Annotated in this window: 15 protein-coding genes; 5 read left to right on the top strand and 10 right to left on the bottom strand. The window is 71.2% G+C overall.

Annotated features, from left to right (window positions below; all coding sequences use genetic code 11):
- Nucleotides 1-23 precede the first annotated feature (23 nt).
- From AB5J73_RS20240 to AB5J73_RS20230, 3 genes are read right to left on the bottom strand one after another with little or no spacing between them, the layout of a single operon-like run.
- Nucleotides 24-914 carry an ABC transporter permease gene (locus AB5J73_RS20240; protein WP_370971239.1) on the bottom strand — a complete coding sequence of 297 codons (891 nt, stop codon included), beginning with the start codon at nt 912-914 and terminating at the stop codon, nt 24-26.
- Nucleotides 901-1692, bottom strand: a complete 792-nt coding sequence (locus AB5J73_RS20235) for an ABC transporter ATP-binding protein (protein ID WP_370971238.1) — start codon at nt 1690-1692, stop codon at nt 901-903. The genes AB5J73_RS20240 and AB5J73_RS20235 overlap by 14 nt, the downstream gene beginning before the upstream one ends.
- A gap of 19 nt (nt 1693-1711) precedes the next feature.
- Nucleotides 1712-2770 carry an ABC transporter substrate-binding protein gene (locus AB5J73_RS20230; RefSeq protein WP_370971237.1) on the bottom strand — a complete coding sequence of 353 codons (1059 nt, stop codon included), beginning with the start codon at nt 2768-2770 and terminating at the stop codon, nt 1712-1714.
- Nucleotides 2771-3085: 315 nt separating this feature from the next.
- Between AB5J73_RS20230 and AB5J73_RS20225 the strand changes: the two genes are divergently transcribed.
- Nucleotides 3086-3475, top strand: coding sequence for a hypothetical protein (locus tag AB5J73_RS20225; protein WP_370971236.1), 390 nt, complete (start codon nt 3086-3088; stop codon nt 3473-3475).
- Nucleotides 3476-3519: 44 nt separating this feature from the next.
- Here the strand turns inward: AB5J73_RS20225 and AB5J73_RS20220 are convergent, their stop codons facing one another.
- Together AB5J73_RS20220 and AB5J73_RS20215 are read right to left on the bottom strand one after the other, a co-directional pair.
- On the bottom strand, nt 3520-3966 hold the full coding sequence (locus tag AB5J73_RS20220) for a hypothetical protein (protein WP_370971235.1): 447 nt from the start codon (nt 3964-3966) through the stop codon (nt 3520-3522).
- 38 nt (nt 3967-4004) lie between these two features.
- Nucleotides 4005-5006 (bottom strand): DUF4268 domain-containing protein, encoded by a 1002-nt coding sequence (locus AB5J73_RS20215; protein WP_370971234.1) that lies wholly within the window; start codon nt 5004-5006, stop codon nt 4005-4007.
- Between the two features lie 86 nt (nt 5007-5092).
- Between AB5J73_RS20215 and AB5J73_RS20210 the strand changes: the two genes are divergently transcribed.
- On the top strand, nt 5093-6151 hold the full coding sequence (locus AB5J73_RS20210; protein WP_370971233.1) for a hypothetical protein: 1059 nt from the start codon (nt 5093-5095) through the stop codon (nt 6149-6151).
- Nucleotides 6152-6154: 3 nt separating this feature from the next.
- On the opposite strand, the gene AB5J73_RS20205 is transcribed toward AB5J73_RS20210, so the two are convergent.
- The 3 genes from AB5J73_RS20205 to AB5J73_RS20195 are packed head-to-tail and all read right to left on the bottom strand — an operon-like array spanning nt 6155 to nt 9239.
- Nucleotides 6155-7159, bottom strand: a complete 1005-nt coding sequence (locus AB5J73_RS20205) for an S-adenosylmethionine:tRNA ribosyltransferase-isomerase (protein ID WP_370971232.1) — start codon at nt 7157-7159, stop codon at nt 6155-6157.
- Complete coding sequence (locus tag AB5J73_RS20200) at nt 7156-7827, bottom strand: SDR family NAD(P)-dependent oxidoreductase (RefSeq protein ID WP_370971231.1); 672 nt, start codon at nt 7825-7827, stop codon at nt 7156-7158. Before AB5J73_RS20200 ends, AB5J73_RS20205 begins: the two co-directional genes overlap by 4 nt.
- A 44-nt stretch (nt 7828-7871) precedes the next feature.
- Nucleotides 7872-9239, bottom strand: a complete 1368-nt coding sequence (locus tag AB5J73_RS20195; RefSeq protein WP_370971230.1) for a cytosine permease — start codon at nt 9237-9239, stop codon at nt 7872-7874.
- 145 nt (nt 9240-9384) lie between these two features.
- Between AB5J73_RS20195 and AB5J73_RS20190 the strand changes: the two genes are divergently transcribed.
- On the top strand, nt 9385-10908 hold the full coding sequence (locus AB5J73_RS20190; RefSeq protein WP_370973247.1) for a sensor histidine kinase: 1524 nt from the start codon (nt 9385-9387) through the stop codon (nt 10906-10908).
- A 52-nt stretch (nt 10909-10960) separates the two neighbouring features.
- On the opposite strand, the gene AB5J73_RS20185 is transcribed toward AB5J73_RS20190, so the two are convergent.
- Both AB5J73_RS20185 and AB5J73_RS20180 read right to left on the bottom strand, forming a co-directional pair.
- Nucleotides 10961-12892, bottom strand: coding sequence for a protease pro-enzyme activation domain-containing protein (locus tag AB5J73_RS20185; protein WP_370971229.1), 1932 nt, complete (start codon nt 12890-12892; stop codon nt 10961-10963).
- A 296-nt stretch (nt 12893-13188) separates the two neighbouring features.
- The gene (locus AB5J73_RS20180; protein ID WP_370971228.1) at nt 13189-14331 is read right to left on the bottom strand and encodes an ROK family protein; all 1143 of its coding nucleotides are present in this window, start codon (nt 14329-14331) and stop codon (nt 13189-13191) included.
- A gap of 59 nt (nt 14332-14390) precedes the next feature.
- Here AB5J73_RS20180 and AB5J73_RS20175 point away from each other — a divergent pair, with 59 nt between their 5' ends.
- Both AB5J73_RS20175 and AB5J73_RS20170 read left to right on the top strand, forming a co-directional pair.
- On the top strand, nt 14391-15614 hold the full coding sequence (locus tag AB5J73_RS20175) for an amylo-alpha-1,6-glucosidase (protein WP_370971227.1): 1224 nt from the start codon (nt 14391-14393) through the stop codon (nt 15612-15614).
- Between the two features lie 145 nt (nt 15615-15759).
- A complete protein-coding gene (locus tag AB5J73_RS20170; protein WP_370971226.1) occupies nt 15760-16914 on the top strand; it encodes a hypothetical protein in 1155 nt (384 codons plus the stop codon).
- Nucleotides 16915-16919 lie beyond the last annotated feature (5 nt).

The raw sequence follows: 16919 nt of genomic DNA, 5'->3' as shown, positions 1-16919 counted from the left end.
GCCGCGTTCCGCGACCTGCGTCACTACAGCGACGCCGTGAGCCCCCGCGCCCGGAGCACCGCGCGTTCCAGCGGGCGGAACACCAGCAGTTCGATCCCGATCCCCACCAGCAGGATCAGGAAGATCGCCGCGATCACCGTCTCCATGCTGTTGAACGAAGATCCCTGGTTCAGGTACGCCCCCAGCCCGATCCCCAGCTGCGGGGACAGCGCGATCAGCTCCGCCGCCATCAACGAGCGCCACGAGAACGCCCAGCCCTGCTTCAACCCCGCCAGGAACCCCGGCAACGCGGCCGGCAGCAGGATGTGGCGGGCCGACGACAGGCGGTTCGCACCCATCACCTGGCCCACCCGCGGCAGGATCGGCGGGATCTGGTCGATGCCGGACACCAGGCCGTTCGCGATGGACGGGACCGAGCCGAGCAGCACCACGAAGTAAATCGCCGCGTCGTTGATGCCGAACCACAGGATCGCCGCCGGGACCCAGGCTACCGACGGGAGGCTCTGCAGGCCCGTCAGCAGCGGGCCGATCGCCGCGCGGACCACGCGGACCTTCGCCACGACCAGGCCCAGCGGGGTGCCGATCAGGACGCCCGCGAAGAAGCCGAGGGCCGCGCGGTGGACCGACGTCCAGACGAAGCCGAAGACCTTGCCGTCGACGACGATGCTCCAGAACTCGTCCCACACCGCCAGCGGGGCCGGCAGCTGGGACTCCGGCCAGAACGCCGCCGCCCAGAGGAGCTGCCAGACGACGACCAGGACCACGAGCGCACCCAGGGGCGGCAGGAAGCCCCACGCGAAGCGCTTCCAGAAGCTCGGCCGGCGTTCCCCCACCGGGGCGTCGAGGGCATCGAGGCCGGATCCGACGGCTTCGAGGTCCTCGACCTCCGCACCGGCCCGGTCAAGCTGCGGCATGGGTGCTGATCACCTCGCGCAGGTGGCCCGTGATCTCCTCGGTCAGCTCCTCGGCGTCGGCCAGCGGCACGTCCGCCCACTCGCGCACGACCCGGCCGGGCCGCGACGACAGGAGCACGACCCGCTGCCCGAGCCGGACCGCCTCGCGCACGTCGTGCGTCACGAACAGCACCGACGTGTTCGTGCTGCGGTAGACGCGCAGCAGCTCGCTCTGGAGGCAGTCGCGGGTGATGGCGTCGAGCGCGGCGAACGGCTCGTCCATCAGCAGCAGCGACTGCTCCGGGTCGCCGCCGACGCGCAGGGTCGCGGCCAGCGCGCGGGCCAGGGCGACGCGCTGCCGCATGCCGCCGGACAGCTCGTGCGGGCGCTTGTTCGCCGCGTCGGTCAGCCGGACGAGCTCCAGCAGCTCGGCGGCCTTTTCGCGGCGCTCGGCCCGGCCGAACCCGGCCAGCCGAAGCGGCAGCTCCACGTTGCGGGACGCGGTCAGCCACGGCATCAGCGCGGCCTCCTGGAACATGACCGCGGGCCGCGACGTGTTCAGCGTGATCTCCCCGGCCGACGGCGCGTCCAGCCCCGCGACGAGGTTCAGCAGCGTGCTCTTGCCGCAGCCGGACGCGCCCAGCAGGCAGACGAACTCGCCGGGCGCGACCGTCAGGTCGACGCCGTCGAGCGCGACCACCGCGCGGCCGGTCGGGCCGAACGTCTTGCGCACGCCGTCGAGACGCACCGCGGTCGTGCCGGTGAACCGGGCCCGGCCACTCGGGAGGGTCGTGGTCATCGCTGGCTGCCTCTCCGGATCACTTGGTCAGTTCGGGAGCATCGACGGCGGGCAGGTTCTTGGCCTTCAGCACCTCGTTGAGCGGGCCGAAGTCGGCAAAGCCCTTGAGCGCCACCGCCGACTTCACCACGCCTGCCGTCACCGAGTCCTGCGCGAGCTGCGGGAATTCGGCGGCGACGGGGTCGGTGGTCAGCTCGATGCCGGAGAACGCGCGGTCCAGGACCGCTGCGCTCAGGGTACTGCCGGCCAGCTCCTTGAGGGCGCCGTTGACCACGGTCTTCGCCTCCGCCGGGTTGGCCTTCGCCCAGTCGATCGCGGCCAGCTCGCCCTTGAGCAGCGCGCGGACGGTGTCCGGGTGCTGCTGCAGGAACTCGCTGCGCACGATGACGACGGTGCTCGGGAAGCGGCCGCCGGGCCACAGCGTCTTCTCGTCGACGAGCACCTTCGCGCCGGCGTCGAGGACCAGCCGGGACGCCCACGGCTCGGGCAGCCAGCCACCGTCGACCTCGCCCTTCTTGAAGGCGTCCAGCGTCTTCGGGTTGTCGAGGTTGGTGATCTTGACCTGGTCGGTCAGCTTCTTGTCGGCCAGGAACTTCTTGAGCGCGACGTCCTGGGTGTTGGCCAGCTGCGGCGTCGCGATGTTCTTGCCCTTGAGCTGCTCGACGCTGGTGATGTCCGGCTTGACGACCAGCTGCGCGCCGCCCGAGACGGCACCGGAGATCAGCTGGATGGCGCCCTTGGACTTGGTGAAGGCGTTGATCGCCGGGCCGGAACCGATGAAAGCGACGTCGAGGGAGCCGCCGAGCAGTGCGTTGACCTCTTCGGGGCCGGCGTTGAACGTCTGGGTGGTGAGCTTGGTCGAGCCGAGCTCGTTCTTGAAGAAGTCCTTTTTGGCGCCGATCAGCGCGGGCGCGTGGGTGACGTTCGGGAAGAACCCGACGCGGACCTCCCCGGCGGCACCCTGGTTGGCGGCCGGCGCGGCGCTGCTGTCCGCGCGTGAGCAGCCGGCGAGCACGCCCACGGCGGTCAGGGCGGCCAGCGCCGAGGCCAGGAAGCGGGTTCTGTGGTGGGTGCGCACGTCAGCGTCGCCTTTCGGGATCGGTGTTCGGGGCGAGGTTCGCACGGTCACCCACTAGGGCGCATAGCCATCCGCATCCCGGGAATTCTCGTGAGATTCCTTGACATCGGCGGCGCATGCCCCTAACGGGGACCGTTCGACCAGGTGGAGCGTGGTGCCGCAAGAGCATGCGGGCTCAGCGGGCCGGACGCGAGGACCGCGTTGTTCGTCCCGGCATCCGGGAAGAAAAGCCCCTTCGGAGAAATCCCGTAACGCGGGCAACCGCGGCCGTCACCCGAACGTGGTATCGATGACGGCCGATCCGGGAGGGAAGAGATGACGAGCACCGCACACCGACGGGGCCACGGGGCCACCGGCGTCCGCGTGGCGCTGGTCGTGCTGTTCATCGGACTGGGCCAGGCGTCCTTCGAGTGGCTCCGGTCGCTCGGCATGGACGCGCTGACGAGCCTGGTCGTCTGGGCGATCCCGGTCGCGACGGGCGCCGCCGTGGCGCTGGTGCTGTGGCTGGCTTCGGACCGCGCGTTCTCCCTGCGCGTGTGGGGACCGGTGGCGATCTGCATCCCGGTCTACATCGGCGGCACGTTCGGCCTGGCCACGGCGACGGCGAGCCTGGTGGCTTCGATCGTCAGCGGCGTGGGTCTGGGCATCGCGGTGGTGTCGGTGACCGGCCTCCTGCGCTCACGGCGGCACGCGACCAACGCTTGAGCCCCTGGTTGTCCACAGGCCCCCGGGCTGTGGACAACCAGGCTTCACCGGTACTGGCGGCGCTGCGCCGCCACGATGCCGGCGCGGACTTCCGGAGAGAGTTCGGCGATGAACACCTCGATGCCCTGTGCGCGCAATGCCTCGACTACCCACGATCGACCGGTCAGAAAGGGCTTCGCAGCGGCTTCATCCGAGAAGCACAAAATCAGCCTGGGGTGCGCCGGCAGCGTCGATGCGATCCAGCTGAGCTTGAACGCGTCAGCCAGCACCTTGTGCCGTTGCGCGGACTTGGGCGGGCCCTGGTGCGCCCAAGCTTCGACCAGCACCGTGCGAGCGTCGTCAGCACCGTCGACCTCGACCCGGACGCCGGCAGACGTGATCGACTGTCGTCGAAGCTCCACTCCGACCTCGTCCGCCACCCGTTCGATCATCAGCAATTCCGCAGCCCGCTGTTCAGCGCTCGAACCGGGTGCGACCTCAACTGCACCCACGGTTGCCTCCCCGGAGGGCACGTCACCCGCCCCGCGGGTCATCGGCTGCCACCGTCGGCCTGGCTCGTGCTCTGTTCCTTCGCCACCTTGGCCAGCTCACGCAACCGACCGTCGAACTGCTGGTGGAGCGCCGTCGCCCGGTCGACGCTCCACTTGACCGCCTGCCGCCTGGCGGCCTCGTCCGCGGTTTCGAGGTCGAAGCCGTCCAGGTAGGTCGCGATGCGGCTGCTGCGGTTGCTGTCGAGCCGGTCCCAGTCCAATTCGAAACCCAATGCCTGCTGCAGCACCTGGCGTTCGCCGTGGAGCTCGTCGAAAACCTGCTTGTTCGATTCCTTGCTCCCGGTGTCGAGGTAGATCTCGACCCGGTAGCCCTGTTTGGTGAAGGTGAGGCTGTAGTAGCCGAAGGGACCCGACGCGAAGCTGCACCAACTGGCCGTTTGCGTCTTCGGTGCACGGATCGCCGGATAGCTCACGGCCATCAGGTCGAAGACGTCTTCGAAGAACGCCATGCGCTGCTGGTTCTTCGGCGAAACCACCGCCTTGGACGTCTCTTTCGCCGCCTTCGCCCAGTCATTGGGTTTGACGACGACGTCGAGAACCGGCGCGCGCACGGACGTGCCGATGTGGACGACGCCGACCTCGATCCCGAAGGCGCGGACGTCGGCGTCGGTGCGTTCGTTGAGCCAGACCAGCGCGCTCCGGTGCTCCTCCCGCAGCCGCGTCGTGATCCAGATGGCGGTGGCCGCTTCGAGACCGCTGGCGTAGACGAGCAACTGGCCGAGGTGCGAGTGGTCGCTGGACTCGAGCTGGTTCTCGATGATGACGTTCCGGCCGTCCGGATCGGTCGCGTGGATGTCGACGCGGAAATCGCCGACGAGCACCTCCTGCCCGACCACCGAGAGCGGCAAACCGATGGCATCGCTGAGTACGTCGATGTTTTCGGCCAGCCAGGGCGTGAAGTTCGCGGCCTCGTGCTTCCAGACGTCGCGAGGGTTCGCCAGCCGTTCCAGTCGGCCGAGGCCGTATTCGTCCGTGCTCATCGACCAGGAATAGCACTTCCAGCGGCTGCAGTGGGAGGGTCTCAATACCCTGGCCGAACGCCCGGCGCCCGGCGAAACTGGCGAGTATGCCGCTCTTCGAACTGACCGCCGACAAGCTCGAAGCCGTGCCGTCGTCCACCTTCGTGGCGGAGCAAGTCCTCGAGCGCGTTGATCTGCAGCGCCTGCTCAGGGCACAGATCGAGACCGTGGCGGAAGACGTGCTCATCGTCAGCGAAGAGTTCGCCGAATTCGCCGGCGCCCGGCGGCGCATCGACCTGCTCGGCATCGACCGCGAGGGCAAGCCCGTCGTCATCGAGCTGAAACGCACCACCGACGGCGGCCACCTCGAACTCCAGGCTCTGCGCTACGCCGCGATGGTTTCCGCGCTCACCTTCGAGGACGTCAGCGAGGCCTACCAGCGGTACCTGCTCCAGGTCGAGCCCGACGCCGCCGACGACGCCCGCACCCGGCTCGCCGAATGGCTCGAAGACGTCGGCGGCGAGGATGCCGTCTTGACCCGGGAAGTACGTGTGGTGCTGGTGTCCGGCGGGTTCGACCGGGAGATCACCACGACCGTCCTGTGGTTGAACGAGGTCTACGGCCTGGACATCCAGTGCGTCCGGCTCACCCCGTACAAGGTGGGTGAGCGCCTGCTCCTCGACGTGCAGCAGGTCATCCCGCTCCCGGAAGCCGCCGACCTGACCGTCCAGCTCCGGCGCCGGGAAACGCAGGCCCGCGCCGCGCGGGTCAGTGAGGGCCGGGATTGGACGCCGTACGCGATCACCACGCCCGAGGGCACCACCGAGCCGCTGCGGAAACGCCAAGCGGTACTCGCACTGGTGTCGGCACTCCACGCCGCTGGTGTGCCGGCCGCGCGGCTGGCCGGCGCCCTGCCCGGCGCCCGATTCTTTCGGATCGAGGGGACACCGGACGACGACGACCTCGCCGACGAGTTCGTGGCTCAGTACCCCAAGGTCAAGGGCAAACTGGGCCGCTGGTTCGTCGATTCGCCGCTACGCGAGGCCGACCAGACCTGGCTGCTGAGCAAGGGATGGGGCCGGAACACCGAGCCCGTGCTCGCCAAGCTGGTCGACCTCGCTCCCGATGGACTGGATTTCGGGTACGAAGCGCGCCCCGGCGGCTGATCCTCAGCGGCGCAGTAGCAGCGAGACGTCGCCGAACTCGTGCCACAGGTAGCGTCGCTCCACCGCCGCGTCGTAAGCGCGCTGGACGCGGTCGTGGCCGACCACCGACTCCAGCAGCCGCAAGTGGGACGCCTCCGGGGCGTGCAGGCCCGTCACGATGCCGTCCACCAGGCGGGCCGGGTGGTCCGGGCTCAGCACCAGGTCCGTCCGGCCTTCCGCCGCGCGGACTTCGCCGGCGGAGTAGGCCGACTCCAGGGCGCGGGCCGCTGTCGTGCCCACCGCGATCACCCGGCCGCCACGCGACCGGACCCACGAGACCAGCGCCGCCGTCGTCGGCGGGACTCGAAAACGCTCCGGCTGGGGTGGCTCGTCCGCCTCCGGGGACGACACCCCCGTGTGCAGCAGCAGCGGCGCGAACAGCACGCCGTCCGTCACCAGGCGGGTCACCAGTTCCGTCGTGAACGGGCGGGACGCCGAGGGCATCTCCGCGCTGCCCGGCTCGCGGGCGAACACCGTCTGGTAGTCCGACAACGGCCACTCGCCCGGGACGTACCCGTAGCGGATCGGGCGGCCCGCCGCGGCGAGGAAGCCCGGGACCGAACCCTCGACCACCACCGAAGCGCGCCACAGCCGCTCGGTCACCCGGGACCGCAGCGTCAGCGACGCGCCGCCGGGCAGGTCCAGGACCTCGCCGAGACGGCCGTCGAGCAGCGGGCCGCCGGGGGCGCGCAGCTCCACGACCCAGCCGCCGTCGTCCGAAGGCGAAGCGAAGTGGACGACCACCGGGCGTCCGGCCCGGACCGCGTCCACCGCCGCGGGCAGCGTCCCCGACGTGTTCACCACCAGCAGGTCGCCGGCGGACAAGAACGAGCCCAGCGCCGAAAACACCGTGTGGTGGACGCCTGACGGCGAAGCGACCAGCAGGCGGACCTCGTCCCGCGCCAGGCCTCGAGCCTCCGGTGGCGCCGACGCGGACAACTCCGCAGGCAGGTCGAACCGGATGTTCACGCGGTCACCAAGAGGTCCGCCGCGCGGTAGCGGCCGCTCGGCGGGCGCTCGTCGAGCAGCCGCAGGAACGCCGGGACCGCCGACGACGGCAGCGGCCGGTCCGAGATGTCCTCGCCCGGGAACGCGCGCTGGTGCATCGCCGTGCGCAGGTCGCCCGGGTCGACCGCGTAGACGGACAGGTCCGGGTGTTCCACGCCCAGGACGGCCGTCAGCTGATCGAGCGCGGCCTTGGCGGAGCCGTACCCGCCCCAGCCTTCGTACGGCTCGACGGCCGCGTCCGAGCTGACGTCGATCACGACCCCGCGCGCCGCGGTCAGCGCGGGCAGGAGCAGCTGCGTCAGCGCCAGCGGCGCGAACACGTTGACGCGGTAGACGTTTTCCAGGTCCGCCACGGGATAGCCGGAAAGGGGCGGCAGCGGGCTGACACCCAGCGAGCTCGCGTTGTTGACGAGCAGGTCGAGCGACGGACAGGCGTCGGCCAGCAGGGCGCGGTGGGCCGGGTCGGCGACGTCGCCGGGGATGGCGGTGAAGCCGGTTTCCGTTGCGGCCGCGGACAACGCGGCCGCGTCCCGGCCGTCGCCGACGACCGTCCACCGGCGACTCACCAGGGCCGTCGCGAGCGCGCGGCCCAAGCCGGCGGAAGCGCCGGTCACGAGTGCGGTTGGCATGGTTCCTCCTCCGAGGGGTACCACACCATCGTGAAACCTCTACATTACTTGAGGTCAACCCGGCGGCGCAGCAAGGAGTACGCCACCAGCGAAACGACGAGCCCGACGTAGTAGGCGAGATCCGCGCCGTGCAGCGCCGCCGCGATCGGTCCGGTGTAGAGGGACGTGTTCATGAACGGCACCGCCGCGGCGAAGCCGAGCACGAACGCCACCACCGCCGCCCACGGCCGCACCGGAACCGAAGCCAGGACGTCCACCCGGCGCCCGCCGCGGGTGCGCGCGAGCCAGTCCGGCACGACCACGCCGAGGAACGGCGGGATCCAGTAGCTGACGAACAGCAGCACGTTCTCGAACTTCGCGGACAGGTCGCCGCTGTGCATCCAGAGGATCAGCGCGAACGCCAGCACCGTCACGACCACCGCCGACACCGGGCGGCGCAGCCGGACGCCGACGGTCTGCAGCGCCAGCGAGCCGCTGTAGTCGTTCATCGCATTCGACGACACCGCCGCCAGCGCGATCACCGCCAGCGCCAGCGCACCCAGGAACCCGCCGCCGAGCAGCTGGGCGATCCCGGACGCCGTGTGGTCGCCGAGCGACGACCCCAGCGCGAGCCCGAGGCCTTCGCCGATCGCGTACGACACGACCAGACCGAGCAAGGTGGCCCAGAAGACGCTGCGCGACGACGTCGACGCGGGCAGGTAGCGGCTGAAGTCCGACGCGTACGGAGCCCAGGAGATCGCCAGCGACAACGTGATCGTCGTGAACAGGACGACGCCGCCGGCCAGGTCGGCACCGGAAGCCGTGTCCGCCGCCGCGATCGGGTGCCCGGAAAGGACCTTCACGGCGAGCGCGGCGAACGCGAGCACCAGCAGCACGCTCATCACCGCCTGGACGCGGTGGATCAGCGCGTAGCCGAACACGCCGAGCGCGCACTGCAGCACCAGCACGATCAGCACCGCCGCCCAGAACGGCAGCCCGGTCAGCTCGGCCAGCGCCTCGCCGCCGAACAGCCCGACCAGGGCGTCCCACGCGATCGAGCCGAGCCACTGCACCAGGCCGGGCAGGACGACGCCGCCGCCGAACGGCAGCCGGGCCAGCGGCAGCTGGCCGGTGCCGGTGCGCGGGCCCCAGGTGGACAGGTAGGCGACCGGCAGCGACCCGAGCACGGTGCCGGCGAGCATCGCGGCCAGCCCGGTCCAGAAGCCGAGGCCGAGCGACGCGGCGAGGGTGCCGGTGAACACCGCCGTCATCGTCAGGTTGGGGGCGAACCACACGCTGAACAGCCGCCACGGGCGACCGAACCGGTTGCCCTCCGGGACCGGCGCGATACCGTGGGTTTCGATCGCCAGGTCACCGCCGCCGGTGGGCATCCGCCCGCCGAAGACCTCGGCGTCCAGACCACGTCCGCTCATTTCCTGCCTCCCGTTCGCCCCGGGCCTCACCCTAAGGCGCCGCCGCCCGGTGTAACGCGAGAGCCCGAACGGGCGAATGACGGATTGCGTGTCCGGGAGCACACCGGGAGGGGTGGGCGTGGCGCAGCACCCGCGGACGCTCGTGATGACCGGCCTGCTGGTCGCCGGTCTGGCCCTCGGCGTCACCGCGCTGACGCTGAAGGTGGCCGACGGCGCCCATTCCGCGCTCGACACCGCGCTCAGCACCGTGACCGGTTTCCTCTTCCTGCTCGCGGGCGCGGTCGCGCACGTCCGGCGCCCGGCCAACCCGATCGGCGTGCTCATCGCGCTCGCCGGCGTCGCGCTGTTCCTCGAAGACCTCCAGTTCACCCGGGACCCGCTGCTGTACACGATCGCCGTTCCGCTGCGCGCCGCGTCCAGCCCGGTGATCGCGCACCTCGTGCTCGCGTTCCCGCACGGCAGGCTGCGGTCGCGGTGGGAACGGCTGCTGGTCGCCGCGGCCTACCTGGTGGTGCTCGGTTCGGGCGTGGTCGGGCTGCTGGCCGACGACGACCCGCGCGACCTGCTGGCGATCCGGCCCGGATCGGACGGCGGCGCCTTCGCCGACCGCGCGCTCGAGCTCGCCGCGACGGCGATCAGCGCCGGCGTGGTCGTCGTGCTGCTCTACCGCTGGCTGACCGGGCGGCTGCCGCAGCGGCGCCTGCTGTCGCCGGTGATCACCATCGCGCTGCTGGGCGCGCTCACGTCGGGCGCGGGCACCGCGCTCGGCGACGGGCACCCGCTGTCCCAGCCGCTCCTGCAGGCGTACCGGATCCTGTTCTGCCTGTGGCCGCTGGCGTTCCTGGTCGGGGTGCTGCGCGCCCGCGTCGGCAACGCCGAGATGATCCGGCTGCTGCTGGAGCGCGACGGCATCGGGCTCGCCGCGCTGGTGCAGGACGACGAGGTCTGGAAGGACAGCCGCTCGATCGACGCGCTCAACGCCGCGGCCGGGCTGGTGCTCGACAACCAGCGGCTCACGGCGGAGCTGGAGCACCGGCTGGCCGAGGTCCGCGCGTCGCGGGCGCGGCTGGTCGCGGCCGGCGACGAGGAGCGCCGCCGCCTGGAGCGCGACCTGCACGACGGCGCCCAGCAGCGGCTGGTGAGCGTCGTGCTGCTGTTGCGGATGGTCGGGCGCCGCTACGGCGACGGCCTGCCGCCGCAGGTGCGCGCCCTGGTCAGCGGCTCGGTCGACGAGCTGCAGACGGCGATCACCGAGCTGCGGGAGCTGGCCCGCGGCATCCGGCCGGCGATCCTCACCGAAGCGGGCTTGGTCGCGGCGGTCCGGTCGCTGGCCGACCGCAGCCCGATGGACGTGGCGCTGTCGGTCGGCACGGTGCCCCGGCTCGACGCGGCGGTGGAGGCGACGGCGTACTTCGTGACGTCGGAGGCGCTGACGAACGCGTTGAAGCACGCGCAGACCGACCGCGTCGGCGTCCGGATCACCACCGAGGGCCCCGAACTGCGGGTCGAGGTGACCGACCGGGGCGTCGGCGGCGCCTCCCTGGACGGCGGCACCGGCCTGGCGGGCCTGCGCGACCGGGTCGAGGCCCTGGGCGGCGAGCTGATGGTCTCGAGCGGCGACGGCGGCACCGCGGTGCACGCGGTCATCCCCCTGGTGGAAATGCCGTGAAGGGCACCCTCACGGCTCTTGAGGCCATGGGGGTGCCCTTCACGGAGCACTGCTAGACGAGGAGCAGGAACAGCAGCCCGTTGGGCGTACCGAGACCCGTCACGTCGTCGTAGCCGGGGGTGGTGTGGATGGTCAGGCCCTGGTAGTCGAGCGTGCGCACCGAGGTGAGCAGACCGTCCGAAGCGTCGACCGAGTTCGCGTAGTCGACGCGCTCCACGGCGGCGTCCACGTGCTTCACGTCGCTGATCGCCGAAGTGCGCGAAGTCAGCTTGTAGATCACGGGGTTGATGAAGCCGTGGTGGAAGTGGTCGAAGCTGTCGGCCACCGCCATGATGCCGGCGAACACCGGCGACGCGAGGCTCGTGCCGCCGATCCGGTACTGGTCGTAGTAGGCGCCGTCCGGGAAGGTCTGCGTCTGGCCGACCAGGAAGCCGGTGTTCGGGTCGCCGATCGCGGAGATGTCCGGGACGACGCGGCCCTTCTTGTGACCGACCTGGTTCTTCGTGGACAGCGCGTCCGGCACGACACCCTTCTGGTAGAAGGGCTGCTCGAACAGGCGGCTGGTGCCGCCGCCGGAACCGCTGGTGTAGGCGGCGGGACCGTAGACGCCGTTGGTCAGCGTCGACTTGCTGGTCTCCCAGCCGGTCTCGAAGATCCGCTTGCCGTCCTTGCCGATCGCGATGGACGTGCCGCCGACCGCGGTGATCCACGGCGCCGAGGCGGAGAAGTCCGGCGACGGCGTGCCGAGGCGCGCGACCTCGTCACCGTTGTCACCCGAGGAGAAGTAGACGCCGATGCCCTCGAGCACCGCCTGCAGCGAGATCTGGTTGAACACCTTGACCTCGTCGGCCGGGATGTCCTCGCCGGTGTCGCCGTAGGAGTTCGACACGATGTCGGCCTTGTGGCCGGCGACCACGTAGTTCAGCGCGATGTCGAGCGAGTTGTCCTGGCAGTCGGACCCGCCGACGTAGAGGATGTTCGCGCCCGGCGCGAGCCCGTGCGCGGCCTCGACGTCGAGGGTTTCCTCGCCGTACCAGCCGGCCGCGTCGCACTGGTCCGGCGGCTCCAGCTCGGGGTTCACCGGGAAGACGTGCTGCGAGAACTGGCTCTGCTTCAGCGGGTGCTGCGGGTCGTTCTTCTTCGCGTAGGTGCTCGCGTCGGAGTAGATGGTCGGCGAGGCGAACGCGTCGATGATGGCGATCGTGGTGCCCTTGCCGTCCGCGCCGACCTTGTCGACGCCGTAGGCCGACCGCAGCTGCGCCGGGGTGTAGCCGCAGGGCGCGTACGGCAGCTGCTTGCCGTTGTAGGCGGGATCGGTGGTGTCGATCTTCTCGCCGTAGTAGGCGCTGCACGGCCGCGCGTTGCGGAAGCCGGGGCCGGGCGGGACGTCGGCCGGCGTCGCGGAACCGGTCGCGTGGTCCGGCTTGAACAGGTTGGTCGCCTGGTCCACGCCGACGACGCCCAGGACGTCGTTCGCCAGGTTCGCCGGCACCGACAGGTTCTTGTCGGCGGCGCGGAGCGTCTGGCCATTGACCTTGTACTTGCCCAGCTTGACGTCGAACGCCTGCTGCGTCTGGCCGGCGGTGCCGGTGGCCTCGACGTAGGCGCGGTTCGACGGGATTTCGCCGACGCTGAAGCCGTTGCCGGTCAGCCAGGACTTGACGGCGTCGACCGTGGCGTCGCTGGCGGCGAACCGGTCGCGGACCTGGTCGGGGCTGAGGTACTGGCGGTAGGTCCCGCTGTCCGGATCGGACACGGCCTGGGCCAGCGCCTCGGCACCGGCGTTGTCGCGCTGGTTCAGGTAGACCCGGAAGCTCAGCTTCGCGGCGGGCGCCGTGTCGGCGACCTTCGCCTGCGCGTTCGCCCACAACGGGTGCGACTGCGGGATGTCCTGACGCCCCTGCGCGGACGCCGTCGCCGGCAGGGCGCCGGTCAGGCCACCCACCACCGCGAGCGAAAGGAGCAGGGTGGAGCTTCTTCGCACAGAAATCTCCCTCTTCGAAACGGCCCCCGGAAAACGGGCCTTGGAACACCGGGTGAGACTAGATCGGTGTTCCGCTCGCGGGGAAGTGCTTGCGGAACCGTTATCTCGTCGCGAATTCACGTCCTGATGGGCGTGGTGCGGAAATCCGATTTGTCGGACGGAAAACGCGAGGAATGCTCCACGGTGTGCGGTAAGTCCGTTTTCCCGACCACGGGCGGCGGCCGCGCACCACCTACTAAAGTCGGGTGGTCCGTCCACTCGGGACAGTCCGCGCCGTGACGGCACTTCGGCCGTGGTCAGCGGCCCGCGGCCAGCCTCCGGTCCACTTCGGCCACGGAGAACACCGTGTCCACGACCAGCGCCACGGCGCCGCCGAGCGCGTCGCCGCGGCCGCCGATCTCCACGCGCAGGTTTTGCGTCGCCCGCGGGAGGGCCCGGCGGTAGAGCTCCTCGCGGACACCGGCGACGAAATGCGGTTCGGCGAGGTCCCCGGCGACCACCAGCACGCCCGGGTTGACCACGCACACGAGCGTCGCGAGGACCTCCCCCACCTGGCGGCCGGCGATTTCGGCGAGCCGGACCGCTTCCGGGTCGCCCGCCACGAGCCGGTCGCGGACGCCCGAGCCCGACGTCGTCGGCAAGCCCAGCTCGGTCAGCCGTGCGGCGAGGGCGCCCCCGCTGGCGACGGCCGCCAGGCAGCCGAACGAGCCGCACAGGCAGCGGGCGTCCGGGTGGCCGGGCAGGCGGATGTGGCCGATGTCGCCCGCCCCGCCGTCGATGCCGCGGTACACCTCGCCGCCGATGACGATGCCGGCGCCGATGCCGGTGGACACCTTGACCACCACCAGCGCGGCCGAGTCCGGGTAGCGGGCGCGGTGCTCGCCCAGCGCCATCAGGTTCGCGTCGTTCTCGACCAGCACCGGGGCTCCGAACCGGGTGCCGAGGCGCGCGTCGATCGGGTAGCCGTCCCAGCCCGGCATGATCGGCGGCTGCGTCACGCGGGCGCGGCCGGGTTCGACCGGGCCCGGCACCGAAACGCCGACGCCGCACACCGGCCGCCCGACCTCGGCCAGCAGCGCGTCGAACCACCCCGCGATCCGGTCGAGTACCGGTTCCGGGCCGTCGGCGACGCGCAGCTCGCCGGCGCGGTGGGCCAGCCGCCGGCCCGCCAGGTCGGTGACCGCGGCCTCGGCGTGCGTGGTGTCGACGCTCGCGGCGAGGACGACGGCGTGCTGGTCGTCGAAGCGCAGCTGCCGCGCCGGGCGGCCGCCGGTGGAGTCCTCCTGGCCGCCCTCGGCAAGCAGACCGGCCGCTTGGAGCCGGTCCAGACGCGCGGTCAGGGTCGAGCGGGACAGTCCGCTGCGGGTCAGCAGCGCCTTCCGCGTGGTCGCCTCCCCCGTCTTGACCAGCTGGAACAGCTCGCCGGCACTGGTCGGCATCCGACTCCTCCCGCACTTTTGTGTATTGACAATACACAAGTTGGAGATAACTTGGACATATGGATGTAACACGAGCCGCGACCGTGCTGGCCGGCAACTGGCTCGGCTCGTCGACCGTGCCCTCGCGCGGGCTCTACCCGCACCAGTGGAGCTGGGACTCCGCGTTCATCGCGTTCGGCCTGCGCCACCTGGCGCCCGAGCGCGCGCGGCGCGAGCTGCTGACGCTGTTCTCCGCGCAGTGGCGCGACGGCCGCGTCCCGCACATCCTCTTCAACCCGGACACCCCGCCCGAGGCGTACTTCCCGGGCCCCGGTTTCTGGCGGGCCGGGCGGACGTCCGGGCTGATCCAGCCGCCGGTGCACGCGCGCGCGGTGCTGGCGGTGCACGAAGCCGAGCCCGACCGCGAGTTCCTCGCCACGCTGTACCCGAAACTGCGGGCCTGGCACGAATACCTGCTGGGTTCGCGCGACGCGGGCGGGCGCGGGCTCGCCGCGATCGTGCACCCGTGGGAGTCCGGAATGGACAACAGCCCGGCGTGGGACGGCCCGCTGGCGCACGTCACGCCGTCGACCGGGTTCGTCCGCCGCGACCTGGCGCACGGCACCGCCGCCGACCGCCCGAGCGACGAGGACTACGGCCGGTACGTCCGGCTCGCGGCGGACTACCGGGACAGCGGCTACCGGGACTTCGGCGAGTTCGTCGTGGAGGACCCGGGCTTCAACGCGCTGCTGGCCGACGCCGAACTGGCGCTGGCCACGATCGCGGACGAGCTCGCCCTCCCGGCGGCCGCCGCCCGCCACCGCGAATCGGCGGCACGCGTCGCGAAGGCGTTGCAGGAAACCCTGTGGGACAACGGGTTCTTCTTCGCCCGCGACGTCCGCACCGGCGCGCTGACCCCGCAGCACACGTGCGCGGGCCTGCTGCCGCTGGTCCTGCCGGACCTGGCGGTCGCCCCGGCCCTCCTGGCCACGGCGACCGGCCCCCGCTTCGGCCTCGGCCGCGTCCACGGCGTCCCGAGCTACGACCTGACCGCCCCGGACTTCGACCCGGCCCGCTACTGGCGCGGCCCGTCGTGGGCCAACGTCGGCTGGCTCCTCCACCGCGGCCTCCTCGGCCACGGCGAACACGCACTGGCCGACCGGCTGCGCGAGGACCTGCTGACCACGGCGGCCGCCACGGACTTCGCGGAGTACTGCGACCCACTGACCGGCGAAGGCCACGGCACCCGCTCGTTCAGCTGGACCGCGGCGCTGACCGTGGATCTGCTGGCCCAGCCGGCCTGACGGTTTTCGTGATTCATTCACCCCGATCGAGTTGACAGATTCTGGACAGTTAACACCCAAATCAGTCGAATCGATTCTCGTCGGCCGGAACTCCGGGGAGTATTTGAAACTCCGGAGCCAGCCGTCGCAGCCGAGGGGGACGCCGATGTCGGTCGAGATCACGTCCGGTGAATGGCTCCGGGTCCTGCTCCCCGGCGCGATCACCACCGCGGCCGCCGCCGCGCAGGTGTCCCGGCTGAACGCGATCGACTGGGAGAAGCCCCTTGACCTCGACCTGGCCGATGTGACCCAGGTCGACATGGCCGGGCTGACCACCCTGCTTTCGGTGCTCAACGAACGCAGCGCGACCGGCCGCGAAACCCGGATCTCGATGCCCCGGGATCCCGCGGTGACCGAACTGCTCCTGGAATCCGCGTTTCCCTCGGCGGCCGCGATGGTGTCGCGGCCGCAGTTCCGATCACTCATCTGGGGCGCCGATGTCGTGCCGATCCACGACCGCGTGCGGCTGTTGCGCCCCTCCCCCAGCCGCCCTTCGAGCACCGCCTACGAGCGGCTCCGCGACGAACGGTTTTTCGGTTTCGTGACCTATTCGTTCCAAGCCGAGCCGCAGATCGCCTCGGTCGTCGCCACCGAGCGGTCCCGCTGGCGCGGCCCGCTCGTGCTCAGCTTCCTCGACTCGGCGCTCGCGCACGACGGGGCGGAGGTCGCCCGCGTCGTGATCCACGAACTGCTGGCGAACGCCGTGCTGCACCCGGGCGGGGACGTGGTGACGATCAGCTCGTGGGTGACCCCCACCGGTTCCGGCCGGGCCGAGCTCACCATTTCGGTGTGGGACAACGGCGACAGCATGATCCGCGCGCTCCGGACCGGCTTGTCCGCGCAACGGTCCCTCCGGGTCGCGGACGCGGGCGTCGACGACACCTTCGCCGTCGAAGCTTCGGGCTGGCAGCCACGCCTGTCGAAGTACCCCGCGAACTGGACACCCGACGCGACGGCGGCGGACGAGGAACTCCTGCTGGCCGCCCTGTTCCCCGGGATATCCCACCGGACCGCGGACGCGGGGCCCCGCCGGGCGTTCCCGCACGGCTACGGCCTGCACGCGCTGTACCGCTGCGCCGTGGACCTGTTCGGCGGCTCCCTCGAGATCCGGACCGGGTGCCAGCAGCTCAACCTGGCCGGCAACCGCCTTCGCCGGCAACGCGGCACCCGCAGGTACCGGGCGCACCTCGCCCGGCTCACCGGCCGTCCCCTGCACGGGAACCTGCTGACGGTGCGCCTTCCCCTGCGCCATGCCCGGTAGCCCGC

It is taken from the genome of Amycolatopsis sp. cg9, from assembly GCF_041346945.1.
Classification (GTDB): domain Bacteria; phylum Actinomycetota; class Actinomycetes; order Mycobacteriales; family Pseudonocardiaceae; genus Amycolatopsis.
This window is presented reverse-complemented; position numbering and strand designations above follow the sequence as displayed.

Bases quoted from the DNA above. Each gene is read 5' to 3' on its own strand.
- AB5J73_RS20225 (WP_370971236.1), top strand. From the start codon at position 3,086: ATGACGAGCACCGCACACCGACGGGGCCACGGGGCCACCGGCGTCCGC.
- AB5J73_RS20170 (WP_370971226.1), top strand. From the start codon at position 15,760: ATGTCGGTCGAGATCACGTCCGGTGAATGGCTCCGGGTCCTGCTCCCC.
- AB5J73_RS20200 (WP_370971231.1), bottom strand. From the start codon at position 7,827: ATGCCAACCGCACTCGTGACCGGCGCTTCCGCCGGCTTGGGCCGCGCG.
- AB5J73_RS20195 (WP_370971230.1), bottom strand. From the start codon at position 9,239: ATGAGCGGACGTGGTCTGGACGCCGAGGTCTTCGGCGGGCGGATGCCC.
- AB5J73_RS20235 (WP_370971238.1), bottom strand. From the start codon at position 1,692: ATGACCACGACCCTCCCGAGTGGCCGGGCCCGGTTCACCGGCACGACC.
- AB5J73_RS20190 (WP_370973247.1), top strand. From the start codon at position 9,385: ATGACCGGCCTGCTGGTCGCCGGTCTGGCCCTCGGCGTCACCGCGCTG.
- AB5J73_RS20175 (WP_370971227.1), top strand. From the start codon at position 14,391: ATGGATGTAACACGAGCCGCGACCGTGCTGGCCGGCAACTGGCTCGGC.
- AB5J73_RS20210 (WP_370971233.1), top strand. From the start codon at position 5,093: ATGCCGCTCTTCGAACTGACCGCCGACAAGCTCGAAGCCGTGCCGTCG.
- AB5J73_RS20240 (WP_370971239.1), bottom strand. From the start codon at position 914: ATGCCGCAGCTTGACCGGGCCGGTGCGGAGGTCGAGGACCTCGAAGCC.
- AB5J73_RS20215 (WP_370971234.1), bottom strand. From the start codon at position 5,006: ATGAGCACGGACGAATACGGCCTCGGCCGACTGGAACGGCTGGCGAAC.
- AB5J73_RS20180 (WP_370971228.1), bottom strand. From the start codon at position 14,331: ATGCCGACCAGTGCCGGCGAGCTGTTCCAGCTGGTCAAGACGGGGGAG.